General features: G+C 59.5%; 19 protein-coding genes. 10 read left to right on the forward strand and 9 right to left on the reverse strand.

Translation table 11 applies throughout. The features are described from left to right. Positions 1-69: 69 nt before the first annotated feature. On the forward strand, positions 70-2,088 hold the full coding sequence (locus NBH12_RS08650; RefSeq protein WP_250819364.1) for a DEAD/DEAH box helicase: 2,019 nt from the start codon (positions 70-72) through the stop codon (positions 2,086-2,088). 39 nt (positions 2,089-2,127) lie between these two features. On the opposite strand, the gene NBH12_RS08655 is transcribed toward NBH12_RS08650, so the two are convergent. Further along, positions 2,128-3,423, reverse strand: coding sequence for an alpha-amylase family protein (locus tag NBH12_RS08655; protein WP_065463911.1), 1,296 nt, complete (start codon positions 3,421-3,423; stop codon positions 2,128-2,130). Between the two features lie 250 nt (positions 3,424-3,673). On the opposite strand from NBH12_RS08655, the gene NBH12_RS08660 reads away from it, so the two are divergent. Continuing rightward, a complete protein-coding gene (locus NBH12_RS08660) occupies positions 3,674-4,726 on the forward strand; it encodes an inorganic phosphate transporter (RefSeq protein WP_025221513.1) in 1,053 nt (350 codons plus the stop codon). 17 nt (positions 4,727-4,743) lie between these two features. Further along, entirely contained in the window at positions 4,744-5,367 is a 624-nt protein-coding gene (locus NBH12_RS08665) for a DUF47 domain-containing protein (RefSeq protein ID WP_052822253.1), read from the forward strand. A gap of 26 nt (positions 5,368-5,393) precedes the next feature. Here the strand turns inward: NBH12_RS08665 and NBH12_RS08670 are convergent, their stop codons facing one another. Together NBH12_RS08670 and NBH12_RS08675 are read right to left on the reverse strand one after the other, a co-directional pair. Next, entirely contained in the window at positions 5,394-6,047 is a 654-nt protein-coding gene (locus tag NBH12_RS08670) for a response regulator transcription factor (RefSeq protein ID WP_250819365.1), read from the reverse strand. Continuing rightward, a complete protein-coding gene (locus NBH12_RS08675; protein WP_250819366.1) occupies positions 6,044-7,390 on the reverse strand; it encodes a sensor histidine kinase in 1,347 nt (448 codons plus the stop codon). Before NBH12_RS08675 ends, NBH12_RS08670 begins: the two co-directional genes overlap by 4 nt. 385 nt (positions 7,391-7,775) lie before the next feature. Here NBH12_RS08675 and NBH12_RS08680 point away from each other — a divergent pair, with 385 nt between their 5' ends. From NBH12_RS08680 to NBH12_RS08690, 3 genes are all read left to right on the forward strand, one after another. Then, complete coding sequence (locus tag NBH12_RS08680) at positions 7,776-8,759, forward strand: ABC transporter ATP-binding protein (RefSeq protein WP_250819367.1); 984 nt, start codon at positions 7,776-7,778, stop codon at positions 8,757-8,759. Between the two features lie 115 nt (positions 8,760-8,874). Further along, positions 8,875-10,122 (forward strand): ABC transporter permease, encoded by a 1,248-nt coding sequence (locus NBH12_RS08685; protein WP_250819368.1) that lies wholly within the window; start codon positions 8,875-8,877, stop codon positions 10,120-10,122. Next, positions 10,109-11,548: an ABC transporter permease gene (locus tag NBH12_RS08690; protein WP_250819369.1), complete on the forward strand. Its 1,440-nt coding sequence runs from the start codon at positions 10,109-10,111 to the stop codon at positions 11,546-11,548. The genes NBH12_RS08685 and NBH12_RS08690 overlap by 14 nt, the downstream gene beginning before the upstream one ends. A gap of 4 nt (positions 11,549-11,552) precedes the next feature. Here NBH12_RS08690 and NBH12_RS08695 read toward each other — a convergent pair whose 3' ends face one another. After that, on the reverse strand, positions 11,553-13,031 hold the full coding sequence (locus tag NBH12_RS08695) for an ATP-binding protein (RefSeq protein ID WP_052787178.1): 1,479 nt from the start codon (positions 13,029-13,031) through the stop codon (positions 11,553-11,555). 306 nt (positions 13,032-13,337) lie between these two features. After that, complete coding sequence (locus NBH12_RS08700) at positions 13,338-13,631, reverse strand: hypothetical protein (protein WP_019728061.1); 294 nt, start codon at positions 13,629-13,631, stop codon at positions 13,338-13,340. A gap of 214 nt (positions 13,632-13,845) precedes the next feature. On the opposite strand from NBH12_RS08700, the gene NBH12_RS08705 reads away from it, so the two are divergent. Continuing rightward, on the forward strand, positions 13,846-15,066 hold the full coding sequence (locus tag NBH12_RS08705; RefSeq protein ID WP_250819370.1) for an MFS transporter: 1,221 nt from the start codon (positions 13,846-13,848) through the stop codon (positions 15,064-15,066). A 193-nt stretch (positions 15,067-15,259) separates the two neighbouring features. Here NBH12_RS08705 and NBH12_RS08710 read toward each other — a convergent pair whose 3' ends face one another. From NBH12_RS08710 to NBH12_RS08720, 3 genes are all read right to left on the reverse strand, one after another. After that, the gene (locus NBH12_RS08710; RefSeq protein ID WP_052790220.1) at positions 15,260-15,883 is read right to left on the reverse strand and encodes a Type 1 glutamine amidotransferase-like domain-containing protein; all 624 of its coding nucleotides are present in this window, start codon (positions 15,881-15,883) and stop codon (positions 15,260-15,262) included. Positions 15,884-15,974: 91 nt separating this feature from the next. Further along, positions 15,975-16,589, reverse strand: a complete 615-nt coding sequence (locus tag NBH12_RS08715; RefSeq protein ID WP_016463200.1) for an isochorismatase family protein — start codon at positions 16,587-16,589, stop codon at positions 15,975-15,977. Between the two features lie 109 nt (positions 16,590-16,698). Next, the gene (locus tag NBH12_RS08720; RefSeq protein WP_250819371.1) at positions 16,699-17,631 is read right to left on the reverse strand and encodes a cobalt transporter; all 933 of its coding nucleotides are present in this window, start codon (positions 17,629-17,631) and stop codon (positions 16,699-16,701) included. Positions 17,632-18,157: 526 nt separating this feature from the next. Here NBH12_RS08720 and NBH12_RS08725 point away from each other — a divergent pair. The 3 genes from NBH12_RS08725 to NBH12_RS08735 all read left to right on the forward strand — a co-directional run bounded on the left by NBH12_RS08725 (position 18,158) and on the right by NBH12_RS08735 (position 19,596). After that, positions 18,158-18,979 (forward strand): alpha/beta fold hydrolase, encoded by an 822-nt coding sequence (locus tag NBH12_RS08725; RefSeq protein WP_250819372.1) that lies wholly within the window; start codon positions 18,158-18,160, stop codon positions 18,977-18,979. Between the two features lie 140 nt (positions 18,980-19,119). After that, on the forward strand, positions 19,120-19,380 hold the full coding sequence (locus NBH12_RS08730) for a DUF2975 domain-containing protein (protein WP_003829200.1): 261 nt from the start codon (positions 19,120-19,122) through the stop codon (positions 19,378-19,380). Between the two features lie 6 nt (positions 19,381-19,386). Continuing rightward, the gene (locus NBH12_RS08735) at positions 19,387-19,596 is read left to right on the forward strand and encodes a helix-turn-helix domain-containing protein (protein WP_003829211.1); all 210 of its coding nucleotides are present in this window, start codon (positions 19,387-19,389) and stop codon (positions 19,594-19,596) included. Positions 19,597-19,725: 129 nt separating this feature from the next. Here the strand turns inward: NBH12_RS08735 and NBH12_RS08740 are convergent, their stop codons facing one another. After that, the gene (locus tag NBH12_RS08740; RefSeq protein ID WP_052789080.1) at positions 19,726-21,090 is read right to left on the reverse strand and encodes a nucleobase:cation symporter-2 family protein; all 1,365 of its coding nucleotides are present in this window, start codon (positions 21,088-21,090) and stop codon (positions 19,726-19,728) included. Positions 21,091-21,118: the final 28 nt, after the last annotated feature.

Consider the following 21,118-nt stretch of genomic DNA (forward strand, 5'->3'; position numbering starts at 1 on the left):
AAGTAGGGGCCTTACGCTAGGTTTGGAAAGCTTGCGTAATTTGCGCAACCTTTGACATGAAAGGCCATTGTGCCCCGTAACGATTTTGATGATTTCGAGGATTCCGCCGATTTCCCGATGAATGACGGCGAGGAATCCAAACCCATTACCTTTGGTGAACTTGGAGTACCCGGACCGTTGGTACGCGTGCTCGCGGCGGACGGAAAAAAGACCGCGTTCCCCATTCAGGCCGATACTTTGCCCGACTCGTTGGCCGGGCGCGACGTTCTCGGCCGAGGCCGTACCGGTTCCGGCAAGACCCTCGCCTTTTCGATTCCTCTGGTCACTCGTCTTGGATCCTATGATTCGCTTGGCCAAACCGCGATGAAGGAATTCCGCGATGAAATCAAGCGTCGCAAGAAGGCAAGTCTTGAGGAGCGCCGCTCCGATGATTTCCTGCCCCATCCGCGCGGACTCGTGCTGGCCCCCACCCGTGAGCTGGCCAACCAGATCAATGACGTGCTGATGCCGTTGGCGCGCACATTTGGCATGAATACCACCACGATTTACGGCGGTGTCAAGTACATCCATCAGGTGCGTGATTTGAAGGCCGGCGCCGATATCGTGGTCGCCTGCCCGGGCCGTCTTGAGGATTTGCTGCGTCAGAAAGCGCTCACGCTTTCGTCCGTCGAAGTCGTGGTAATCGACGAGGCCGACGAAATGGCCGACATGGGCTTCCTGCCGCCGGTCAAGCGACTGCTTGAGCAGATTTCTCCCAACGCCCAGCATATGCTGTTCTCCGCCACGCTCGATCATGGCGTGGATGAAGTGGTGAACACATTCCTGCATGATCCCAAGGTGCACGAGGTCGATTCGGCCACCGCCGAACCTGACCTGATGACCCACCATGTGTTTGAAACCACGCGCGGTGACAAGCATGAGCTTGTACGTACGTTGGCCTCCGGTACTGGCCGTCGTATCCTGTTTACCCGCACCAAGTTCCAGGCCAAGAAGCTCGCCAAGAACCTGACTCAGAACGGCATTCCGGCCGCCGAACTGCATGGCAATTTGAGCCAGAACCAGCGCGACCGCAATCTCGCCGCCTTCGACTCCGGTGATGTGCGCGTCATGGTGGCCACCGACGTGGCCGCCCGTGGTATCGACGTCGGCGGCGTGGAGCTTGTGGTGCAGGTCGAGCCGCCGGCCGACCCGAAGTCGTTCGTGCACCGCTCCGGTCGTACCGCCCGCGCCGGCAAGGCCGGCGACGTGGTCACCCTGGTGCTGCCAGAACAGCGTCGTGAAACGCGCCGACTGCTGAATCAGGCCGGTATCAAAACCAAGATGATTGAGGTCACTCACGATTCGCCCGAAGTGCTTGAGCTTGTGGGCAACCGAGCCGAGCGCGTGGACGGCTGGAGTCTCGACAAGTCGCAGCCCGTCGGCAACCCGCGCAAGGGCAAGAATAAGGGTGCCAAGAACGCGGCGAGCAGCGAGTCCGGCCGCGGCGGCAAGCGCAAGCGTAACCGCAATCGCAACCGTGACGAGCAGAACGTCATCGAGACCGAGTCCCGGTACGAGACCGCCGGCGATGAGTTCGCTGCCGATGACAAGTCGCAGCGCAAGCACGGCGGCAAGGCCAACAAGAAGAACCGCAACCGTGCGGAACGCCGCGCCGGCATGAGCAACCCCGAGGCCGAGCGTCGCGATTATCTGTTCGAGCATGGCGATGAGCGTCGTGGCAATCGACGCGAGGATCGTGCCGACACTCGATATGAGGATCGCCGTGATCGCCGTCGCGGTAAGAAATCTGATGACCGTTATGATGGCCGTCGCGGCGATAAGTACTCCAAGAACGGCAAGTCCGATCGGCGAGACAGATTCGATTACGATCGAAGCGATGAGTTCGGCTCGCGTAAGCATGAAGGCAGCAAGCGTATCCACCGCAAGAACGAGAACCGCATCGTGCGTGATGAGCGTTCCGAGGGAGCCAAGCGTCATGAGCGCCGTATGATCGCCAAATACGGTAATACACAAGGCCCGAAGCGTCACCATTCCAAGAAGAACAGCTCGCCATTCCGCTCGTCCGGTACCCGCAACGGACGTCGATGACGTTCCTTGGCTCCCTTCAGGGAGGGGGCCAAACGCTGGTTAATATTGGTACGCTACGGAGCCGTCGGCGTTGCGGATGGTGAAGGTGGGAGTGTGCTCGATGTTGAGGGCCACGGTCAGGGAGTGTTGCGCGTCGGCGCTCACGGAACGATAGATGAAGTGCTTGTTTTCCAGCTTCACGGCCTCGGTTCGTGCGTCAATCAGCCATGGGTTGCGGCGGCGCAGCGCGATCAGTGCCTGATGCAGCCGGTAGGTTGGCTCGCCCAATGTGGAGAGCTCGGCAGGGGAGTCGGGGAACTTCGGACGGATATCATCGTCGCCACCGAACCGCTCCTGCTTGACGCCCACATAGCCCTGTTCGTCGCCGTAATAGATGCTCGGCACGCCGCCGACCGTCAGCAACACCACCACCGCCAACGCCGCCTTGGCCGGGCCTATCTGCGAGGCGATGCGCGTCACATCATGATTGCCGATGAACGTCTGTGGCACGAAGGAATCCAGGAACGCATTATGCCGCTTGAGGTTCCAATCCAGTTCGAAGAAGTTCTCCGTCTCCAGCGCATGCTGAATCGACTTCCACAGCTCATACTGCGTGACTGAATCCATCGTGGATTCCTCGATGATGCGCGGGTAATCGCCATGGATCACCTCGCCGAAAACCCACGAATCCGGATGCGTGGGTTTGACCTGCGGCAACACTCGCGCCCAGAACGCGCTCGGCACCGCATACGCGGCGTCAAGTCGCCAACCGGCAGCCCCGCGATCCAGCCAGTAGTTCATCACACGGGCCACATAGTCAACGGTCTTATCGGACGAATGGTCCAGCGCTACCAGATCGTCGTGCCCCTCGAACACATCCAAAGTGGGTTCGCCATTATCGCCGACATGCGTGCGGACCAGACCGTGCCACGGGTTATCGGCCGGATCCAAGCGGCCGGCGGCTTCGTCAAGCGACGCCTGAACGGCAGGATGATTACGGCTTACATGGTTGAACACGCCATCCAATATCACTTGCAAACCCATATCCCGGCAGGCAGTGATCAGCCGGTCGAATGCAGCATCTCCTCCCAGCCGCACATCGATGTGCATATGGTCAAGCGTGTCATACCCGTGCGTCGCCGATTCGAATATTGGACCGAGCAGCAGACCGGAAGCGCCCAAGTCACGGGCATATTCCAGCCAAGGAATCAGCGCGTCAAGGCCACGGCCATGGAATTCGCGCGGGCCGGCGGGACGGATATCGGCGCCGCAGAATCCCAACGGGTACACGTGCCAGAACATCCCGTACTTCACCCATTCGGGTAGCTCATGAGCCGAATCTGCGCTTACCGCCACCGTGCACCTCCTGATTGACGCCGCGTCCATTTTCGCACACGCATGACCGAATCCTCGGTAGATGACGAGAGTTGTCGATGCAGGCGCCGAATCGAAGCGTACGACTGTCCCGCTCTGTTTTCACGAAAGGATGCGCGGCGCGCAACATAACAACACCATAAAATCCGCGCGCCACGGAAACTACGTAGCCATTCTTCCGCTACAATCAGTGTGACGGCTTCCGCCCCCGAAGAAGAAGGTGTTGATTTCCTTGGACGTCTCCCTGGCGAATTTCATTCAGCAGGTGTTCTCGAACCCGGCTCTGTTCGTGACGACATTGCTGACACTGGGGGTTATCTTCGTCAACGGCTGGACCGACGCGCCCAACGCCATCGCCACCTGCGTGACCACGCGATGCATGCGCGTACGTTCCGCCGTGATCATGGCGGCCATCTTCAACTTCCTCGGCGTCTTCATCATGACGCAGCTCAACGCCTCCGTGGCCTCCACCATCAGCAATATGGTCGATTTCGGAGGTGATACGAATGCGGCACTGATCGCCTTATGCGCGGCGCTCTTCTCCATCGTCGTATACAGCGTGGGAGCCTCGTTGCTGGGTATTCCGACTTCGGAAAGCCACAGTCTGATCGCCGGCCTGTCCGGTGCGGCCATCGCCATCCAGGGCGGTATCGACGGCATCAACATGGGCGAATGGGTCAAGGTGCTGTACGGTCTGGTGGCCAGCCTTCTGTTCGGCTTCGCCATCGGCTGGCTGGTGTGCAAGGTCGTGACGCTGATCTGCGCTGGCATGGACCGCCGCCGCACCAACGGATTCTTTACGTACGCGCAGATTGTGGGCGCGGCCGCCATGAGCTTCATGCACGGCGCGCAGGACGGCCAGAAATTCATCGGCGTGCTGTTTCTTGGCATGGCGTTCTGCAACGGTCAGCCCAGTGTGGTGGGCGTGATGATCCCGGTCTGGCTGATGATTCTGTGCAGCACCATTATGGGCGTGGGTACGTCCGTGGGCGGCGAGCGCATCATCAAATCCGTGGGCCAGGACATGGTCAAACTCGAGAAATACCAGGGCTTCTCCGCCGACCTGTCGAGCGCACTGTGTCTGCTCGTTATGACCGTGCTCGGCATTCCCGTCTCCACCACGCACACCAAGACCAGCGCCATTATGGGCGTGGGCGCGGTACGCCGCATTTCCGCCATCAACTTCGGCGTGGTGCGCGACATGATGCTCACCTGGGTGTTCACGTTCCCCGGCTGCGGTCTTATCAGCTTCGTAATGGCCAAACTGTTCATGGTCGTGTTCTAGAAAGGAATCCCCTCATCATGGCGAGACAAAAAGATGCGTTCTACTTTGACGGATTCCGTCGCGGTGCGGACTACGCATGTCAGGCCGCGAAACTGTTGTCCGAAGTGATGCACGATTTCAATCCCGATCAGCTGCGCGAGCGCATGGACGGCATGCATGCGCTCGAAAAGGCCGCAGACGGGGTTCGTCATGACATGATGGACGAGCTGGTGACCGCCTTCATCACGCCGTTCGACCGTGAAGACATCGATGAGCTCGGCCGTGTGCTCGATGACGTGACCGACAGCATTGAAGGCGTGCTCAACCGCATGTATTACGACAATGTGACCGATATGCGTGATGACGCCGTGCAGATGTCGGACATGGTAGTGCGTGCCACGGAAAGCATCCGCGAACTGGTAGACGAGCTGCCGCGATTCAGGCGTTCCAAGACGCTGCGCGAACTGGTGTTTGCCATCAACAACATCGAGACGGAGGCAGATCACCTGTTCATTGAATCAATGCGCACGCTGCACACCACCTGCACCGATCCGTTGCAGGTGTTCGCCTGGCATGATGTGTATCGTCACCTTGAACAGTGCTCCGACGACTGCGAGCGCGTGGCCAACACCATCGACAGCATCGTCATGAAGAACAGCTGACCGAATTACCGGCACTGCACGTAGATTTATTGGTGCGCGTTCAGCCATATGATGGCGAGCTGCGTGCGGTTGGTCAGTCCAAGCTTGTCCAATATCACGCTGATTCGATTGCGGACGGTGCCTTCGCTCAAAAACAGTTTGGCGGCGATGTCGCGGTTATCAAGCCCCTTGGCAACGAGCATGGCGATTTCACGTTCGCGGTCGTTCAGAAGTTTGGTGGCGGAATCGTTGGCATTTCCGGAATTGCTGGAATCTGCAGGATTCGTAGTCCGTTCGGTGAGTTTGCCGAGGATTTCCGCACCGAGCACCACCTGACCGGCCATGACCGCCTGCAATGCAGGGCCCACGGCGGCCACATCCTGTTTGATGAGGTAGCCTTTGGCGCCAAGCGCCATCGCCTGCGCAATGTAATCCTTATCCGCAAACGTGGTCAAAAACAGGATGCGCGCCGCCGGATCCTTGGGCAGAATCTCACGCGCGGCATCCAGCCCATCCTTGCCGGGCATCTGAATGTCGATGAGCAGAATATCCGGGTGATTGGCCGGTGAGGCAAAATACTGTTGCACGGCGGCACCGCCATCATTCGCCGTCCACAGCACGTCGGCCGTACCGGTGGCGGTCAGAATCGTCTCCAATGACTGGCAGACGATCTGATCATCATCCACGATTGCGATTCTCATTGTTCCCTCGATTCCATGGTCCAACGCTGCTTCGGCACGGATATGAACACGCGCCAGCCGCCCTCATATGGCCCGCAAACCGCAGTGCCGCCAAGGGCACGCACGCGTGATTCGATATCCGCCAAACCCATGCCGCGCATCGGTTCATCGGCCGAACCACGCATGTCGGCAGCGCCATCGGCGGCGAGTCGTGAGCCGACACGCGTGGCGCGCATCGTACGTGGCTGGGTTGCGGTCGTCTGGGACTCATCGGACTTGGGCATAGACGGTCCCGGATCCTGAATGACCAACTGCCAGAACGCGGGGAAGTCACGTAACGTCACACTCGCCTCATGCGCCGCACTATGGTGCACCACGTTCGACAATGCCTCTCGAATCACGGTCGCGAAGCAGCGTGAGACCGGCGCTGGTGCCTTGGCGATATCGTTGGCCAGCGTCACGGCGAAACCGGGGGAGATGCCATCAAATGAGGTAACGGCATCATTGATTTGCGCGGCGAAATCAGTGCCATCATCCTCAAGGTCGTGCACTGACCGGCGTACCATCGTCATCGCATCATCCAAGGTCGTGCCCAATGTGGCGAAACCCTGTGCGGCGACCGTATCATTTGTCGCCTCGGCCACTGTTTTGCCGGCCTGCGCCTGCATGATTGCGCGGGTCAACAGATGGCCTACATTGTCGTGGATTTCCCGGGCGATACGTGTGCGTTCACCGAGTATTGCCATACGAACGGATTGGGCGCGTTTCTCATCGATGTCGGCAATGCGCAAACGATTCGAACGAGTGGACTCTCGAGCCATATCCTGCGCTCGCAGCAGCGCGCACCGCGCCACATCCGACGAGACTCGGGCCCGTCCCAGGACGAATCCGAGCAGTGCAACCAGCGCCATCGCCAGCGTTTGGAGGCAGTCGGAGCCACGGGTGAACCAAAGCGTGAGTAGCGGCAACACCCATATCCAGCGTACGGCGGCAGGGAGCCATGGGACTGTGCGCACAGCGTCGGCAAACGAACGACGAGAGGCCGGGGATTGTGAGGCACTGGGGAAGCGGTCGCTTGCCGCGGCTCGGGTTTCGGATGAGGCAACGGCTGGCAAACGTGCCATATCGTAGGCGATGAGCGGCATGAACGCACACCATGACGGCACCGTCACAGCGATGGCGAGAAACGCCGCGCACAATACCCAAGACCATTGCGCAGCGGGGCGCAGCCATTCCACCAATCCGGCGATGGACACAGCCAGCAACAGGCCGGCGATGAAGAAGCCATCGAACCGCGTTCCAACGAGCGAAGCCAGTGTCGGGCCTAACACGAGCAGCGAGACCTTTTCGGCCAACACACGCATGGCACCTCCCTGGCTTGATGCTCTTCCACCCACCAGTCTAGCGGTGGGCGGAACATGACGAACTTGACGGGCGTGCGGAATTATTCGCATGACGGTCCAAGACAACGGGTCACACTTCCCGAATAGATGAGGCACAAGCGTCGGATGTTGTCGACACAACCGTAAAGGGATGATACCGATGATTGCGCAAAGCCACAGGGCGTCCAACTATTCGATGGACGAGATCAGCCTGATGCCGGTCGATAAGGTGTACAAGGCCATGCAGACCGACGCCGAAGGGCTGTAATGACAAATGTCACGCCTGTACGGCCAAGTCGTGACGTTTGCTTGTGGCGGCGTCCGGCCCCTTCTTGGGATGATGGAATCACCAAGGAAGGGAGTGGCTATGGCAACCGACAACAGAGCTTCCGAACACGACTCGACAACCAACCCGGCTCTGGCCGTGCACGTCAGCCAATTGGTCAAAAGATACGGCGACATGGTGGCGCTCGACTACTTCGACCTCGACGTGGCGCAAGGCGAGATCTTTGGTCTGCTTGGGCCGAATGGCTCCGGCAAAACCACCGCAATCAACTGTATTTTGGCGCTGCTCACTTACGATTCGGGCACTGTTCGCGTGTTTGGTCAGCCGATGACGCCGACCTCATACGCGCTGAAACGTCGCATCGGCATCGTGCCGCAGAACGTGGCCGTATTCAACGAGCTGACCGTCACCGAAAACATCGACTACTTCTGCTCGCTGTACGTGCCGAACAAGGCCGACCGTGCACCTTTGGTCGAAGAAGCGATTGAATTCGTCGGATTGCAGGACTTTCGTAAGGTCCGGCCCGGCAAACTGTCCGGCGGTCTGCTGCGGCGATTGAACATCGCCTGCGGCATCGCACACAAGCCTGACCTGATCTTCTTCGACGAACCTACGGTGGCCGTCGACCCGCAGAGCCGCAACGCAATTCTCGAGGGCATCCAGCGGCTCAATCAGGCCGGTGCCACGGTGATTTACACCAGCCATTACATGGAGGAAGTCGAGCAGATCTGCGACCGCATCCTCATCATGGATCATGGTCGACATCTGGCGCTCGGCACCGCCGACGAGCTCAAGAACATGATTGACACGGGTGAACGCATCACCATAGAAACGCTTGATTTGGCGGATTCGGCGCTGGCCTCGGTTCGTGCGCTGCCGTGCGCCATCGAAGCCACCTATGACGGCAAGGAACTCGATGTGCGATGCCGACGCGGCGAACACAACCTGACCGACGTGCTCGACACGGTCAAACGCTCCGGCGCCAACATCGGACACCTGACCAGTCGCCCGCCCACCCTGAATGACGTATTCCTGGAACTCACCGGCAAGGCGCTAAGGGACTAACAATCTTGCCCCCGCTGGCGGGGTTCCCGCGAAGCGGGTGGGGTGGTCCCGTAGTAACCACCCTCAGTCGGCTTCGTCGACAGCTCCCGTCAGCGGGAGCAGGTAAGGAGACATCATGTGGACCACATTTCTGGTCGAATTGAAAGCGAACCTGCGCAATCGTCAGGCACTGTTCTGGATGATTGTGTTTCCGATCGTGCTGGCAACCATGTTCAACGGGTTCTTCGGCGGACTGTCCGAGGGATACGAGCTCAAACCGGTGCCAGTGGCCGTCGTCGAAGATAGCCGCTGGCAGCAGGCGGACGGAGCGCGTTCGTTTGTGGATGCCTTGTCTGGAGAGACGGCCTCATCGTCGGAGTCTTTGGACGGCACGGCATACGCCGATATCAATCAGCAATTGCTGACCATCACCGCAGCCGACACCGTGCGGAAAGCCGAACAGCTGCTCGCCGATGGCACAGTCCGCGGCTACCTGGCTGCTGACGGCAACGGGCGTTTGGCGATAACCATCAGTCGGGAAACGGTGACCGCGGCCAATGACACCACAGGAAGCGTCGGACTGGATATCAGCCTATCGGCATTGCGCAGCGCCATCGACCTGTACAACCGCACCGACGCCGTCATCCGACAAACCATCGCCGACAATCCACAGGCTGCGCTCAGCCGCAACTTCTGGAATAGCGTCGGGCAAAGCGTCGATGTGACTCACGAAACAACGCTCACGCATTTCCAGCCCAATGCCATCGCCAGATACTATTGCGCGTTGCTGGCCATGTCCTGCATGATGGCCATGGGATACTCAATCAGCACGGTCTCCACAGCGCAAGCCAACCTGTCCGCATTGGGCATTCGCCGCACCGTGGCGCCATTGAGCCATGCCAGACAGCTTATTGCCGGTTTACTTGCCTGCTGGTTGTGCGCATCGGTCGCATTGCTCATCGCATTGGCCTATGTTCGCTTCATTTGCGACATTTCGTTTGGAGGGCGAGAACCGGTGACGGTGGTCGCGGTAATCATCGCCGCATTCATGACCAGTTCAGCCGGTACTTTGCTCGGCGCGGTACCGAAGCTTTCCTACGACACGAAATACGGTTTGTCGAGCGGAATCGCCTGCATATTGTCGCTGTTCACCGGACTGTACGGCGGCTTCGCCATGCAGATCAGTGACTGGATAGCACGCAACGCGCCCATCCTCGGCACCATCAACCCCGCGCAACAGGTGACGAACCTGTTTTACGACATTTTGTACTACGACAGCTACCAGCCGTTCATCACCACTTGTGCCATTTTGCTGGCGATGAGCGCGGTATTCCTCTTGGCCGGCATCGCAATGCTGAGGAGGCAACGCTATGAACACCTGTAAAGCCACATTGCGTGTACTGTTCTCGCACAGGGTCTACCTGTTGATTTACCTCGTGTTCGTAGGCATCATGATAATGTCTATCAGCTGGTCGATGCTGTCTGGCACATCCGATTCCGCAGTCGCGGCATTTGAGCCGGCCAAAATGCGTGTCGCCATCATCGATCGAGACTCGGACAGGGGCGGAATCGCGTCATCGATGCGCACATACCTGTCGGATTCCAGCGAACTGGTGAACGTTGACGATGCTAGTGAAACTCTGCAACAAGCCGTCGCCTCGAACTGGGTGGATCTGATCGTCATCATCCCCGATGGTTTCGCCGACGATTTCATTGATGCCGCGGCGACAGGCGAGAATCCACCAAGCGTGGACACGGTCACCAGCTATACGTCCGGCGCAGGCTCGATGGCCCGGATGAACGTCATCGGGTTCCTTTCACTCACGCGTACGGCACTGATTGGCTCGCATACGACGGTCGATAGTGCGGCGCTCGCAGCTATGGCCGGTATCGACATTGGAGACACTGCAGGTGATTCGTCTGAAGATGGCATGGGCGGGTTTGGTGAATTCTCGAATCAGGACATGCTTGATATGCTGCCGGCCGGTCAGATTGAGAAACCCAGCGTCGGCGATCTGTTCGAGGCATCGAAAGTGGCTGCCGCGTCGGCGAGTGACATGGATGCGAACCATAAGGTCGCTGTGATCGACACGGCGAGCGCGGACGCGGAAAGTGCTTCGGACACGGCGGCCAGCGGATTCGGCAACACCATGAAAACCGCGCTGTATCCGCTGTTTTTGGCGATGACCGTCTGCGGATCAATGATTCTGGGCACATTCACCACCGGGGAGGTTCGCCGTCGTCTCACCGCATCCCCGCAACGTATGTCGTCGATGGGACTCCAGCGGTTGCTGACGCTCAGCGGATTCGCGCTCGTCGTATGCGTCGGTTATCTGGTGCTGGCGGTCGGTCTGATGGTCGCGGCAGGACTTGATCCGTTGACATTGAGCGCCGAAGAAGTGCTGATGACGTTCTGCGCAACCTGCGTATATGCGCTGATGACCGTCGCCTGTGGATTCATGCTCAGCGAATTCGGGCTTTCGGAGGTGGCTGCCAACGGATTCGCCAATATCTTCGGCCTGCTCATCATGTTCACGTCGGGAGTTGCGTTGCCGATCGACATGATGCCCGCCGTGATGGTGACTATGGCCAAGTTCCTGCCTGGCTGGTGGTATTGCCGAGCAATCGACAGTGCGCTCGGCTCCGGCACGGCGGAGGAGACCGGCATAAGCGTCGCCGGCTGGGCCGGCTCGCTGGGATTGGTCGCACTGTTCGGCGTGATGTTCATCTGCATCGGCCTGGCCGCCGGCCGGTTCCGCCGCTCCCGCCCCGCCCTGGCCGCGCCCGCCACCACGCAGCTGGCCGAGTGAGAAATCAGCCTTTCAACCGATACCGCTGTACCGAGTCGTCGGCGAACTTGACTCGGGCGACCCGCCCTTCCTTCATCAACTCGCGCATACCGGATGTGGCGGCCAGCGGCGTCAACTGCAGTTCGCGCATGATCTCCTTGACACTCATCGCCGAATGCCGCTCCAGTACGGTCATAATCGCCTTGACCACGTCGCCCGGCGAACTGTTCTCCATCGTGCGTTGCTTGGTGATGGTCATCGTGAACGTGTTGATGTCGTTGCGCGTGGTCGCCGGCTCGATGCCGGCCTCGCGCAACGCGGCGGCGATACGCTGGTAGCCGTCGCCGCCTTCTGGGTTCACAAACCCGCCGCCCGGATACGGCGTGGACTCCAGCAGCGTGAACAGGAACTGGTTTCGGGTGGAGACGAACGGTGCACCCGTCACCGGATGCGGGCTCGCCAGCACATCATGTGTCACCATGCCGTACAGGCCACCCGGATTGGTGATCTCGATGCGATCGGTGAACACGCTGATATGCACCTGCGTGCCGCGCGCATCGGGTGAATAATCACGGTGGGTGAGCGCGTTCGCAATCGCCTCGCGCAACACGAGCGGCGGATAATCGGGCTTCTTCGCGCCAATCCAACGCATCAGCGAGTCGACCGCATCGTCGATCATCACCGGAATCGAACCGACCACCGACTTCGAGGTGACCAATCGTTCGTCGCCCCGGAACACATCGTCCCGGCTCGTCCCCGGAAACACGGCTATCGAAATGCCGAGCCGCGGATAGAACTTCTGCGGATAGCGGCCCAACGCCAGCAGTCCGGCCAAGGTGGGACGCAGTATTCCGCCGACCTCCGACTCGTCGGAATCATCATGGCGCAACACCTGCAGATCCAGCAGCACATCGATGCCGTCCCGGTCGGCGAACACGCGCGGATGCTGTTCGCGCACGCGCTCCAACAATCCGGCAACAAGCTGCGGGTCGAGGTCATCGGTCGTGGCGCCGGGCACGATATCCAAATCGTACGTGGGCTGCAGATGCTCCTCGATGAGCCGGTCGACCTCATAGGAGGTCATGCGCCGGTCGCCGTCGCCGGTGCGGATGAACGAGCCGCCGTGCGGTCCGAGCGCGGTGGTGAAGCAGGGCTTGTCGCGCGGCAGCATCTCGTCGATGCGCGCGAACACCAGATTCGCGCCTTCGAACGGGCAGGTGACGATCACGGGCCGCACCACCGGCGTCATCTTCTCACACGCCTGGCTCAGCGCCTCCTGCATGGCGCGCGCGTCGAATCCCTCGACCGGCGTGAACCCGTTCTTTTCAGACAGGCCCAGGATGATCCAGCCGCCGGAGCCATTGGAGAACGCGGACAGCGTATCGGTGATGGTCGAGGAGATCTTGCGCTTGCATTCCTTGACCTCGCACTGCTGCGTATCGTTGCCGATCAGACGCATGAGTTCGATCAGCTCAGTCATTTTGGCAGTATAGTCATCGACCATGGCGGCCTCCTTGACACCATTGTGCCCTATAATCCGCCGCCCGCTCGCCTCCAGCCCCGCCGGTTCACCCCAATTCATCCAGAATTCATGAGCCAAACCAGACGAAACGAACGTCGATGTAGGGTTCGATTCCGCGTGTTCACTGACGAGATCGGCCGGTCGAGGCGGGCGGACTATGTTGGGTGGCGTGGACGGCCAGTCGAAAGGCATCATGCCGTTGCTCGCCGCGCGCGTCGCCAAGCGTACCGGTCGGCCGGTGGCCTGGCGTACGGTCGGCAAGCTCGGCGCGACCGCCCGGCGCGTGCGCTACCGGATGATTGGCGATATCAACGACCGGCCGGACGTGCTGATCGTGTGCGTGGGCAGCAACGACATGCTCGCCGGACGTTCGGTGCGTGAAAATGGGCCGCTGACATCACCCCGGTGCTGGACGCGGCCAAGAACAAGGCCGGCAAGGTGGTGCACTCTTTTGCTGGTCACTCCATCCACCACTGCCGCGAAACCATCGGTGATGATCAGCCCGTCCTCATTGAGCGACTGGTCAGACCTCTTGCCTTGGCAGTGCTGTTCTGTGATGTGCATAGCGATTTTCGATTCCATGGTTGTCAGAACGCTTAAAGGCGTCTACTGGCTCATTATGATAGCAGCAGTGACATGCGGATATGGGGGGCGCTGTCTAAATGAAAGTGCAACACCCTTTAGATTGGAGATTGTCCAGATAACCAGTGAAAGGGTGTTGCACTTTCATTTAGACAACGGGGGACGATTGAGAAGTCATAATTCCGTTACACTAGCAAGGACGAGGAATTAGGGTATGCGAGGATTATCGGTATTGAGCAGGGCGTTGCGATGGGCGTTGGTGGGTATGACGTTTTCGATGCTGTCCAACGCGATTTTCGAGGGGTCGGTGATTCCTTCGATTCTGATCGTCGGACTGCCGGCATGGGTGATCGCGTTCCGCAAGACGTTCAATCTGGTCATCGACTTCGCTTCTCCGATATCCGCATGGATCGTGCAGCGGTTCGGCTCGTTCCGTTCGCTTGCGACCACGGAGGGCGTGGAAGGCGTACTGTGCCTGGCGGTCGCGCTGGTGCCCAACGGTTGGACGTATTGGAAGTGGCTGCTGCTGGCCCTGTCATGCCTGCTGCTGATGACCGGGCAGGTCATCGACGTGGCCTCCGAAGTGTTCGAGGTGGATGCGGCCGGCGACGACGATGACATGCTCGTCAAGTACAGCGGCTACGTCGCCGTGATTGCCAGCGTGGCCGGTACGTTGCTGGGCCAGGTTGCCGGATCGGCCTTGGCCAACGCCTCCATCATGGCCATGCTGCTCACCTCGTCGGCACTGTCATTTGCCTGCGCGCTGACGCGATTCCGCACCCGCGAGTTCATGCCGGGATTCGGCAACGATGGTGCGGGCGGCGATGACGGCGACGGCTCCGCCGACGAATCCACGGCGGCCGACACGTCACACGCGCCGCAGCGCACTCCGGTCACCCGCTTGACCCGGGTCAGACTGCTGATCGCATCGCTGCTGCTTGCGCTGATTCCGTCGCTGTGGGCAAGCTATGCGTTGCTGGGCATCGGCTCCCGGTACGGCAGCGATATGCTGACCGTGGTCTACGCATTCGGCGGCGTGGGCAGCATCATCGGATCGTTTGTCTACATGCGGCTCTCCGCAAAACTCGGCATGCGCGCCGTGTCCGCCATCGGGGCAATCGCCACGGCGATTTCCCTTGCCGCCGTACTGGTTCCCGAGTTTGCCGCGGTGTGCGTCGGATGGCTCATCAACAACCTCGGCTATGGCCTGCTGGCGCATGGCGTGATCGTATCGCGACAACTGCTGCTGAGCGGTGGTGACCTGGCCAAATTTAGCGGCCGTGCCAGGTTCGCGTATGCGATCGGCGGTGCCGTCGGCACGTGGGGCGGCTGTCTCGGCTCCGCCCACTGGCAGATACTCGCCGTCGTTGCCCTGGTACTGTGCGCCGGATTCATCCCGTTGCTCAAGGCCATGCCTGGCCCGGTACGGCACTGAGGTGACGGATGGGGCCGGCTGGCATCTCGTGCGCCGGGCGTTTTTCGGCAGATTTTGCCGTGCTGATGTACGCAGGTGTTGACGTTCGGCGAGGTTCCCAGCCACATTGCTGTGTGATTGATGCCGCTCGATAGGCATATCAGGCCGGACACACCACGGCGATGCCGAATGGGCGACGGGCCGACGACCCGCATCATCGCAGCAACCGGGTTCTGCCATCCTTGACGAGCAGGGCCTGCCGGTTGGTAAGAGGCTTGAGACTGAGATCGGCGCCATACCGGTCGAGAATGCGTTGTGCGGCGTGACCCATGGCCGCTGCATGATGGTGGGGGACCACGTGGAAATCAGCCAGGCCCAATCCTGCGTAATCGGTGAGATCGGGGGCTTTGTCCGTGCGGTCCATGAGCTTGATGTAGCCGATGTCGAGTGCCGTGATGACCGAGCCTGCGGACTCGCCGATATACGGCGTGCCGGCGCGCACCTGATTGATGATGGCCCGGTCGGCACCGGTGCGGCGCAACTCCTGCAGGAGAAAGAACGTGTTGCCGCCGCCCACATAGATGCAATCAGCCTCGGTGATTTTGTGGGTGATGTCCTCGGCGGAGTCGCTCGGCATGTTTTCCACATCCAGTTGTTCGACCTCGAAGCCGAGCCGTTGTAGCGCGTGTTTGCTCAATGCCGTACGAGCCGGTCCCCACGGTTCCACGGCGCTCGCCGTTGGAATGAAGACGACCCGTTTGCCCTGTGGCCGCGGCTCGATTTCATGCACGGTGGGCGAGACGTTATGGAACATCGAAGTCAGCAGCATCGTAACCATAATCGCCTTCCTTACACATCGACTATGCGGCAGTGTAAGTCCTGAATATGTGGAAACAGCTATGCGTTCGCTGCGGGTATATCCGAATCGATCAGCGCGACTCGACCAGCGCGATGCCGGCTGCCGCCATCTGTTTGCGGGCCGCGACACCGAGCTCCTCGCTGACCGGTACGGTCAGGTCCTCGAACACGGTGACCTCGAAACCGAGCTTCCTGGCATCGAGCGCGGTGTCCTTGACGCAATGCGATTCGGCGATGCCCACCACATCCACGCGACTCACGCCGGCCGTCTTCAGCGCGTCGGCTAGTGTCTTGCCGGCGGCCTGTTCAGCCGAGACCTCCTCACGGGTCTGGATGCGGTCAGTATTGTCCTCGATACCCTCAAACCCGGAATATGCCGCCGAATACTGGCCCTTCTTGAAATGATGCTCGACGCCCAGCGCCTTGATCGCCGGATGCAGTTCGGCGTTCGACGTACCGGCCGCGCCATGCTTCGGCCATGTATCCACGAAATCCGGCTCAGCCGACCAGTGCGCGCCCGGCTCGATATGCCAATCCTGCGTGGTGGCGATATACGCGTATTCGCCACGATGCGCATTCACATAATCGGCGATGCGCTCGGCGACCGCGTTGCCACCTTCAACACCCAATTCGCCGCCCTCGCAAAATGTCGGCTGCACATCCACCGCAATCAACGCCTTGCTCATAGATTCCCCATTTCTTTTGAATAGGCCTGTAATGTGCTTTTATCTTAGTGGTTTATTGCTGAATAGGGGAGTGCCGGATTCATCAAAAGTTAGACGTTTGATTGCCTGATTAGACCAATGTGACGGTGATGGTCTGCTCGACGGTTTCGTTTCCTGTCCAAACACCGTCTTTGCGATTCCATTCCATGCCGTTCGCATGCAATGCGTCGATGCCGTATTGGCGTGCGTGCGTGACCAGCCAGCCCGTAACCTGCCAGCACAGGCGATTGTGGTCGTCTGCGGACAGGCCGTCGGGCAGAGCTACGGTGATTGTCGTACCGTTTGATGAATTATTACCGTTTCCCTCGGCAGTTGCAGGCGCAGTAGCGGCGGTAACACTCGGATAGGCAACAGGAAGCGCAGCGATAAGCCCATCGGCATCCGACGATGTTGCCGGCTCCAGCGCGCATGAAATAGTCGCTCCGAATTCACCGGTCAGTCCCGCAGCCCAAGCATGCGCCATGGCGTCCCATGTGGCGTACAGATCCGGGTATCCTGAACGCTGCACTTCCTGGGCCGCGTCCTCGATGGGAATCGTCTCCCAGTCCGGCACCTGCATCAGATGGTCGTAGAAGATGTTCGTGGCATACGTCATGTCGGACACCTGTTCCACGGTTCCCCAACCTTGGCTCGGCCGCTGTTGGAAGAGTCCGATGGAATCCAGATCGCCATAGGAAAGGTTCGTGATTCGCGATTCCTGCATGGCCGTGGCGATGGCCACCGTCGCCGCATGATCCGGCAGTCCGCGATTGATGGCGATGTTGGCGATGAGCTCCGCGTTCTGGGCCTGTTCCGGCATGAGGGAATAGCTTGGGCCGTCGGCTGGTTTCGCCGAACAATAGGCGTCGTCGGAGGCGCGGGAAGGGGTGCCGGAGGAAAAGAAAATGCGTGGCAGATAGATGAGCGCGGCCAGAATCGCGACGATGACGCAAGCGACGATAAACACCAGCACCCATCTGCCGCCCGAGCGGCGACGAGCCCGGTATCGCGTTCGCCGAACCATCTCGCCTCCTTCCTGGCCTTATCGGTCTTCGCCTGATTGCGCGTCTATGTCATATCGTCACGTCAATCTGATCACCACCAGTCAGAGTGTCATATCTGCCTGATGAATGCTCATAGCACCGATGACTTTGCCATAATTCTTCACGCCCTTTGACTCTCGCACAAGCCGAACCGAGAAGAATGTTCCAATGTCCGTGTTTCAGCGTGGCCAAGATCGATAATCTGGGTTGCAATCGTCTATTTCCGCTTCGAGGGGCTGATTCGCCATTTCCAGAACATCTACTTCCGTTTCAAGGGGCGGATGGTTAAGTAGACAGATCATAAAAATGGCGGGATGGCGTTGTCGTTACGCCGTTTCTACTTTTGGTTTGAGCTTCGACCAGCCCCTCGAAGTGGAAGTAGATGTTCCCGGATAACAGAATCAGCCCCTTGAAACCGAGAATGCCGTTCGAAACTGTTTCGGCGGCGAAGGAACCGTAGACGCTATTGTGTGAAATACACCCAGTCCCGGTTTGAGAGAGGAACGTATGACACAGCCGCAGCCGTATTACGCCATCGAGGGCAATGATAATGGATTGTCCGTCGTGTTTGTGCATGGCATGGGTGTGGACCATCGTTCGCTGATGATGCTCGATGAAGCATTCGACGGCAATGATTCGATTCGCCGCATATATCTGGACCTGCCCGGCTTTGGGCGTACGCCGGCACTGCCCGAGAATGCCTGTGGACTGCCGGAAATGGCTGATTGGCTGCAAACGGTCATTGACGGCCTTGTCGGCAAAGCAACCCCATTCGCCATGGTCGGCAACTCGATGGGCGGTGCGCTTGTACGTGAAGTATTGGCGCGCGAACCTCGCCGAGTGGCCGGCATGGCGCTGATCGCGCCGGTTGTGGACCCGCAGCATGCCGGCCGGCATGTGGCCGAACACGTGGTTGCGAATCCCAATCCCAGACTGACGCACTCCCTGCCACAGGAACAGGTGTTCGACTTCATTACCATGGGCGTCAACCAGTCATTCGATGCATGGCGGCGCTACCAGCGGTTCATCTTGCCTGGTGTGGCGTTGTGTGACCGTGCGGCGTGCGAACGACTGGATCAACGCTATTGGCTGGATGACGACCCCGAGGAAACACTCGGCACATATGCAGGTCCGGTGCTCATCGTCACCGGCAAACAAGACCAGATCGTCGGATACGAAGACCAGCAAGCCCTGTTGCCGCACTATCCCAACGCCACCTTCGTGACGCTAGACAATGCCGGTCACAACGCGCACATCGACCAACCCGAAGCCGTCGTAGCTCTCGTACGCGAATGGGTGGCTCATATGGCGTTCGCTCCGTTGAGCTGACGGTCTGCCGAAGCCTATATGTATACGAGCGACCAATGCCAGTTGACGCAATACACCTTGCATGGTATATCGTTTTTCGATATAGTCATATCGATGTTCGCGGTGTCGTCAAAAACGTCGGCACCTGAAAGGACCGGGCTATGAAAAACTACATGAACCGATGGGTGTTGCTCGCGTTGAAAGCCATCGTGATTCTGGTCTGGCTGGCCTGCCTATGGGGCCAACTACTCGCTGTACCGGGATTGAGCGGCGCGCTGGCCGGCCTCTACCCGAGCCAGACGTCGATGCACTGGCCATATCTCATTATGGGCGTGCTGTTCCTGCTCTGCATCGAAGCGGCGTTCGTGGCCGTATGGAAACTGTTCTCCTTGTCCGGCTCAGGAGCGAACTCGAGCAGGTGATTTGAGATGACGATTCGCATCAATCTCGACGTCATGATGGCCAAACGCAAGATTGGCGTCGGCGAGCTCGCCGAACAAATTGGCATCACGCCCGCCAACGTGTCCATTCTGAAGAACGGACGTGCCAAAGCCGTCCGCTTCACCACATTGGACGCCATCTGCAAGGCGCTCGACTGTCAACCCGGAGACATCCTCGAATGGGAAGATGACGATTGATCGACACGCCACCGGCTCGAACTCATGGTTCAACTTGTAGTCTCTCCCAAAATCAATGATGCCCTATCATCCTGCAAGACGATAGGGCATCATCATGTGATTATGCGCAGCTGATATGTTGCGTTGTTATCACTCGGCGTCCGCGGCCGGTGCCTCCTTGGGCGCGGAGAGGAAATGCTCCTCACTGGGCAGCACGGCGTTCAGGATCACGGCCACCACGAACGCCACGGCGATGCAGTTCGAGGCGAAGATCTGCTGGAACAGGGCCGGGAACTGCGCGAAGATGTCGCTCACCTGGGTGAAGCCGATGCCGATGGTCAGCGAGAGCGCCGCAATCGTGATGTTGCGCTGCGTGAAGCCCGCTTCGGCGATCATCTGGAAGCCGGAAAGAATGATATTGCCGAACATCATGATGGTGCAGCCGCCGAGCACCGCCTGCGGCAGCGAGTTGAACACCTCGGCGATGGCCGGCACGAAGCTCGCCAAAATCAGGATTACGCCACCGGAAAGAATGACCTTACGATTGACGACCTTGGTCATGGCCACGAGTCCGATGTTCTGCGCGAAGGAGGTCAGCGGCAGGCAGCCGAACAGGCCGGAGACGGTGGAGATAAGGCCGTCACCGGCGATGGCGCCAGCAGTCTCACGTTCGGTTGGCGTACGGTTCAGACCCACTTTGGTCAGCGCGGCGGTGTCGCCCAGCACCTCAACAGAGGAGACGACATAGAGCAGGCCGATGGAGATGATCGAACCCCAGTCGAACTCGGGCTTGAATGGCATGATCTGCGGCACAGACACAATGGCAAGGTTCTGGAAACCGGAGAAATCGACCTTGCCCATGCAGATGGCCACCACGTAACCGACCACCAGACCGAATAGCACGGACAGCTGCTTGGCCGTGCCCTTCATCAACAGCTGGAATGCCAAGCAGGCGACCAAAGATATAAGCCCGAGCGTCAGATTTTGCCAGTTGCCGAAGTCCTTGGCGCCGCTGCCGCCGCCGAAGCTCGTGGCGCCCACGTTGAGCAGGGAGAAACCGATGGAGGTGACCACGATGGCGGAGACGATTGGCGGCACGAACCGACGCCAATATTTGGCCGTTAAGCCCAGCACGAGTTCCAGCAGGCCGCCGACCATGACCGCGCCGACCACGGCGCCATAGCCCTTGTCCGCGCAAATCGCCACGGCGGCCGCCACGTAGGTGAAGGAGATGCCGGTGACCATCGGTAGCCGGGAGCCGATGAGCCACGCGCCATACAGTTGCAGACAGGTACCGAGACCTGCCACCAGCAGACCGGACTGAATGATTGTGGCCGACTGGGCCGGCGTCATCTTCGCGGCGGATGCGACGATGAAGATCGGGGCAAGGTTGGCCACGAACATGGCCATCACATGCTGCAGGCCGAACGGAATGCCCTTCCAGAAGGATACGGGCGCGTCCAGCGAGGACAATGCCTCAAATGATATGGAATTCTTGGTTTTCTTCTCTGACATGATTCTCTTTTCTCTGTTCCCTTTTTGT

The organism is Bifidobacterium sp. M3-N-101 (assembly GCF_023656805.1).
GTDB classification, from domain to species: Bacteria; Actinomycetota; Actinomycetes; order Actinomycetales; family Bifidobacteriaceae; genus Bifidobacterium; species Bifidobacterium breve.

Bases quoted from the DNA above. Each gene is read 5' to 3' on its own strand.
- NBH12_RS08740 (WP_052789080.1), bottom strand. From the start codon at position 21,090: ATGTCAGAGAAGAAAACCAAGAATTCCATATCATTTGAGGCATTGTCC.
- NBH12_RS08720 (WP_250819371.1), bottom strand. From the start codon at position 17,631: ATGGTTCGGCGAACGCGATACCGGGCTCGTCGCCGCTCGGGCGGCAGA.
- NBH12_RS08675 (WP_250819366.1), bottom strand. From the start codon at position 7,390: ATGCGTGTGTTGGCCGAAAAGGTCTCGCTGCTCGTGTTAGGCCCGACA.
- NBH12_RS08725 (WP_250819372.1), top strand. From the start codon at position 18,158: ATGACACAGCCGCAGCCGTATTACGCCATCGAGGGCAATGATAATGGA.
- NBH12_RS08705 (WP_250819370.1), top strand. From the start codon at position 13,846: ATGCGAGGATTATCGGTATTGAGCAGGGCGTTGCGATGGGCGTTGGTG.
- NBH12_RS08730 (WP_003829200.1), top strand. From the start codon at position 19,120: ATGAAAAACTACATGAACCGATGGGTGTTGCTCGCGTTGAAAGCCATC.
- NBH12_RS08715 (WP_016463200.1), bottom strand. From the start codon at position 16,589: ATGAGCAAGGCGTTGATTGCGGTGGATGTGCAGCCGACATTTTGCGAG.
- NBH12_RS08710 (WP_052790220.1), bottom strand. From the start codon at position 15,883: ATGGTTACGATGCTGCTGACTTCGATGTTCCATAACGTCTCGCCCACC.
- NBH12_RS08680 (WP_250819367.1), top strand. From the start codon at position 7,776: ATGGCAACCGACAACAGAGCTTCCGAACACGACTCGACAACCAACCCG.
- NBH12_RS08690 (WP_250819369.1), top strand. From the start codon at position 10,109: ATGAACACCTGTAAAGCCACATTGCGTGTACTGTTCTCGCACAGGGTC.
- NBH12_RS08665 (WP_052822253.1), top strand. From the start codon at position 4,744: ATGGCGAGACAAAAAGATGCGTTCTACTTTGACGGATTCCGTCGCGGT.
- NBH12_RS08700 (WP_019728061.1), bottom strand. From the start codon at position 13,631: ATGGAATCGAAAATCGCTATGCACATCACAGAACAGCACTGCCAAGGC.
- NBH12_RS08685 (WP_250819368.1), top strand. From the start codon at position 8,875: ATGTGGACCACATTTCTGGTCGAATTGAAAGCGAACCTGCGCAATCGT.
- NBH12_RS08670 (WP_250819365.1), bottom strand. From the start codon at position 6,047: ATGAGAATCGCAATCGTGGATGATGATCAGATCGTCTGCCAGTCATTG.
- NBH12_RS08695 (WP_052787178.1), bottom strand. From the start codon at position 13,031: ATGGTCGATGACTATACTGCCAAAATGACTGAGCTGATCGAACTCATG.
- NBH12_RS08735 (WP_003829211.1), top strand. From the start codon at position 19,387: ATGACGATTCGCATCAATCTCGACGTCATGATGGCCAAACGCAAGATT.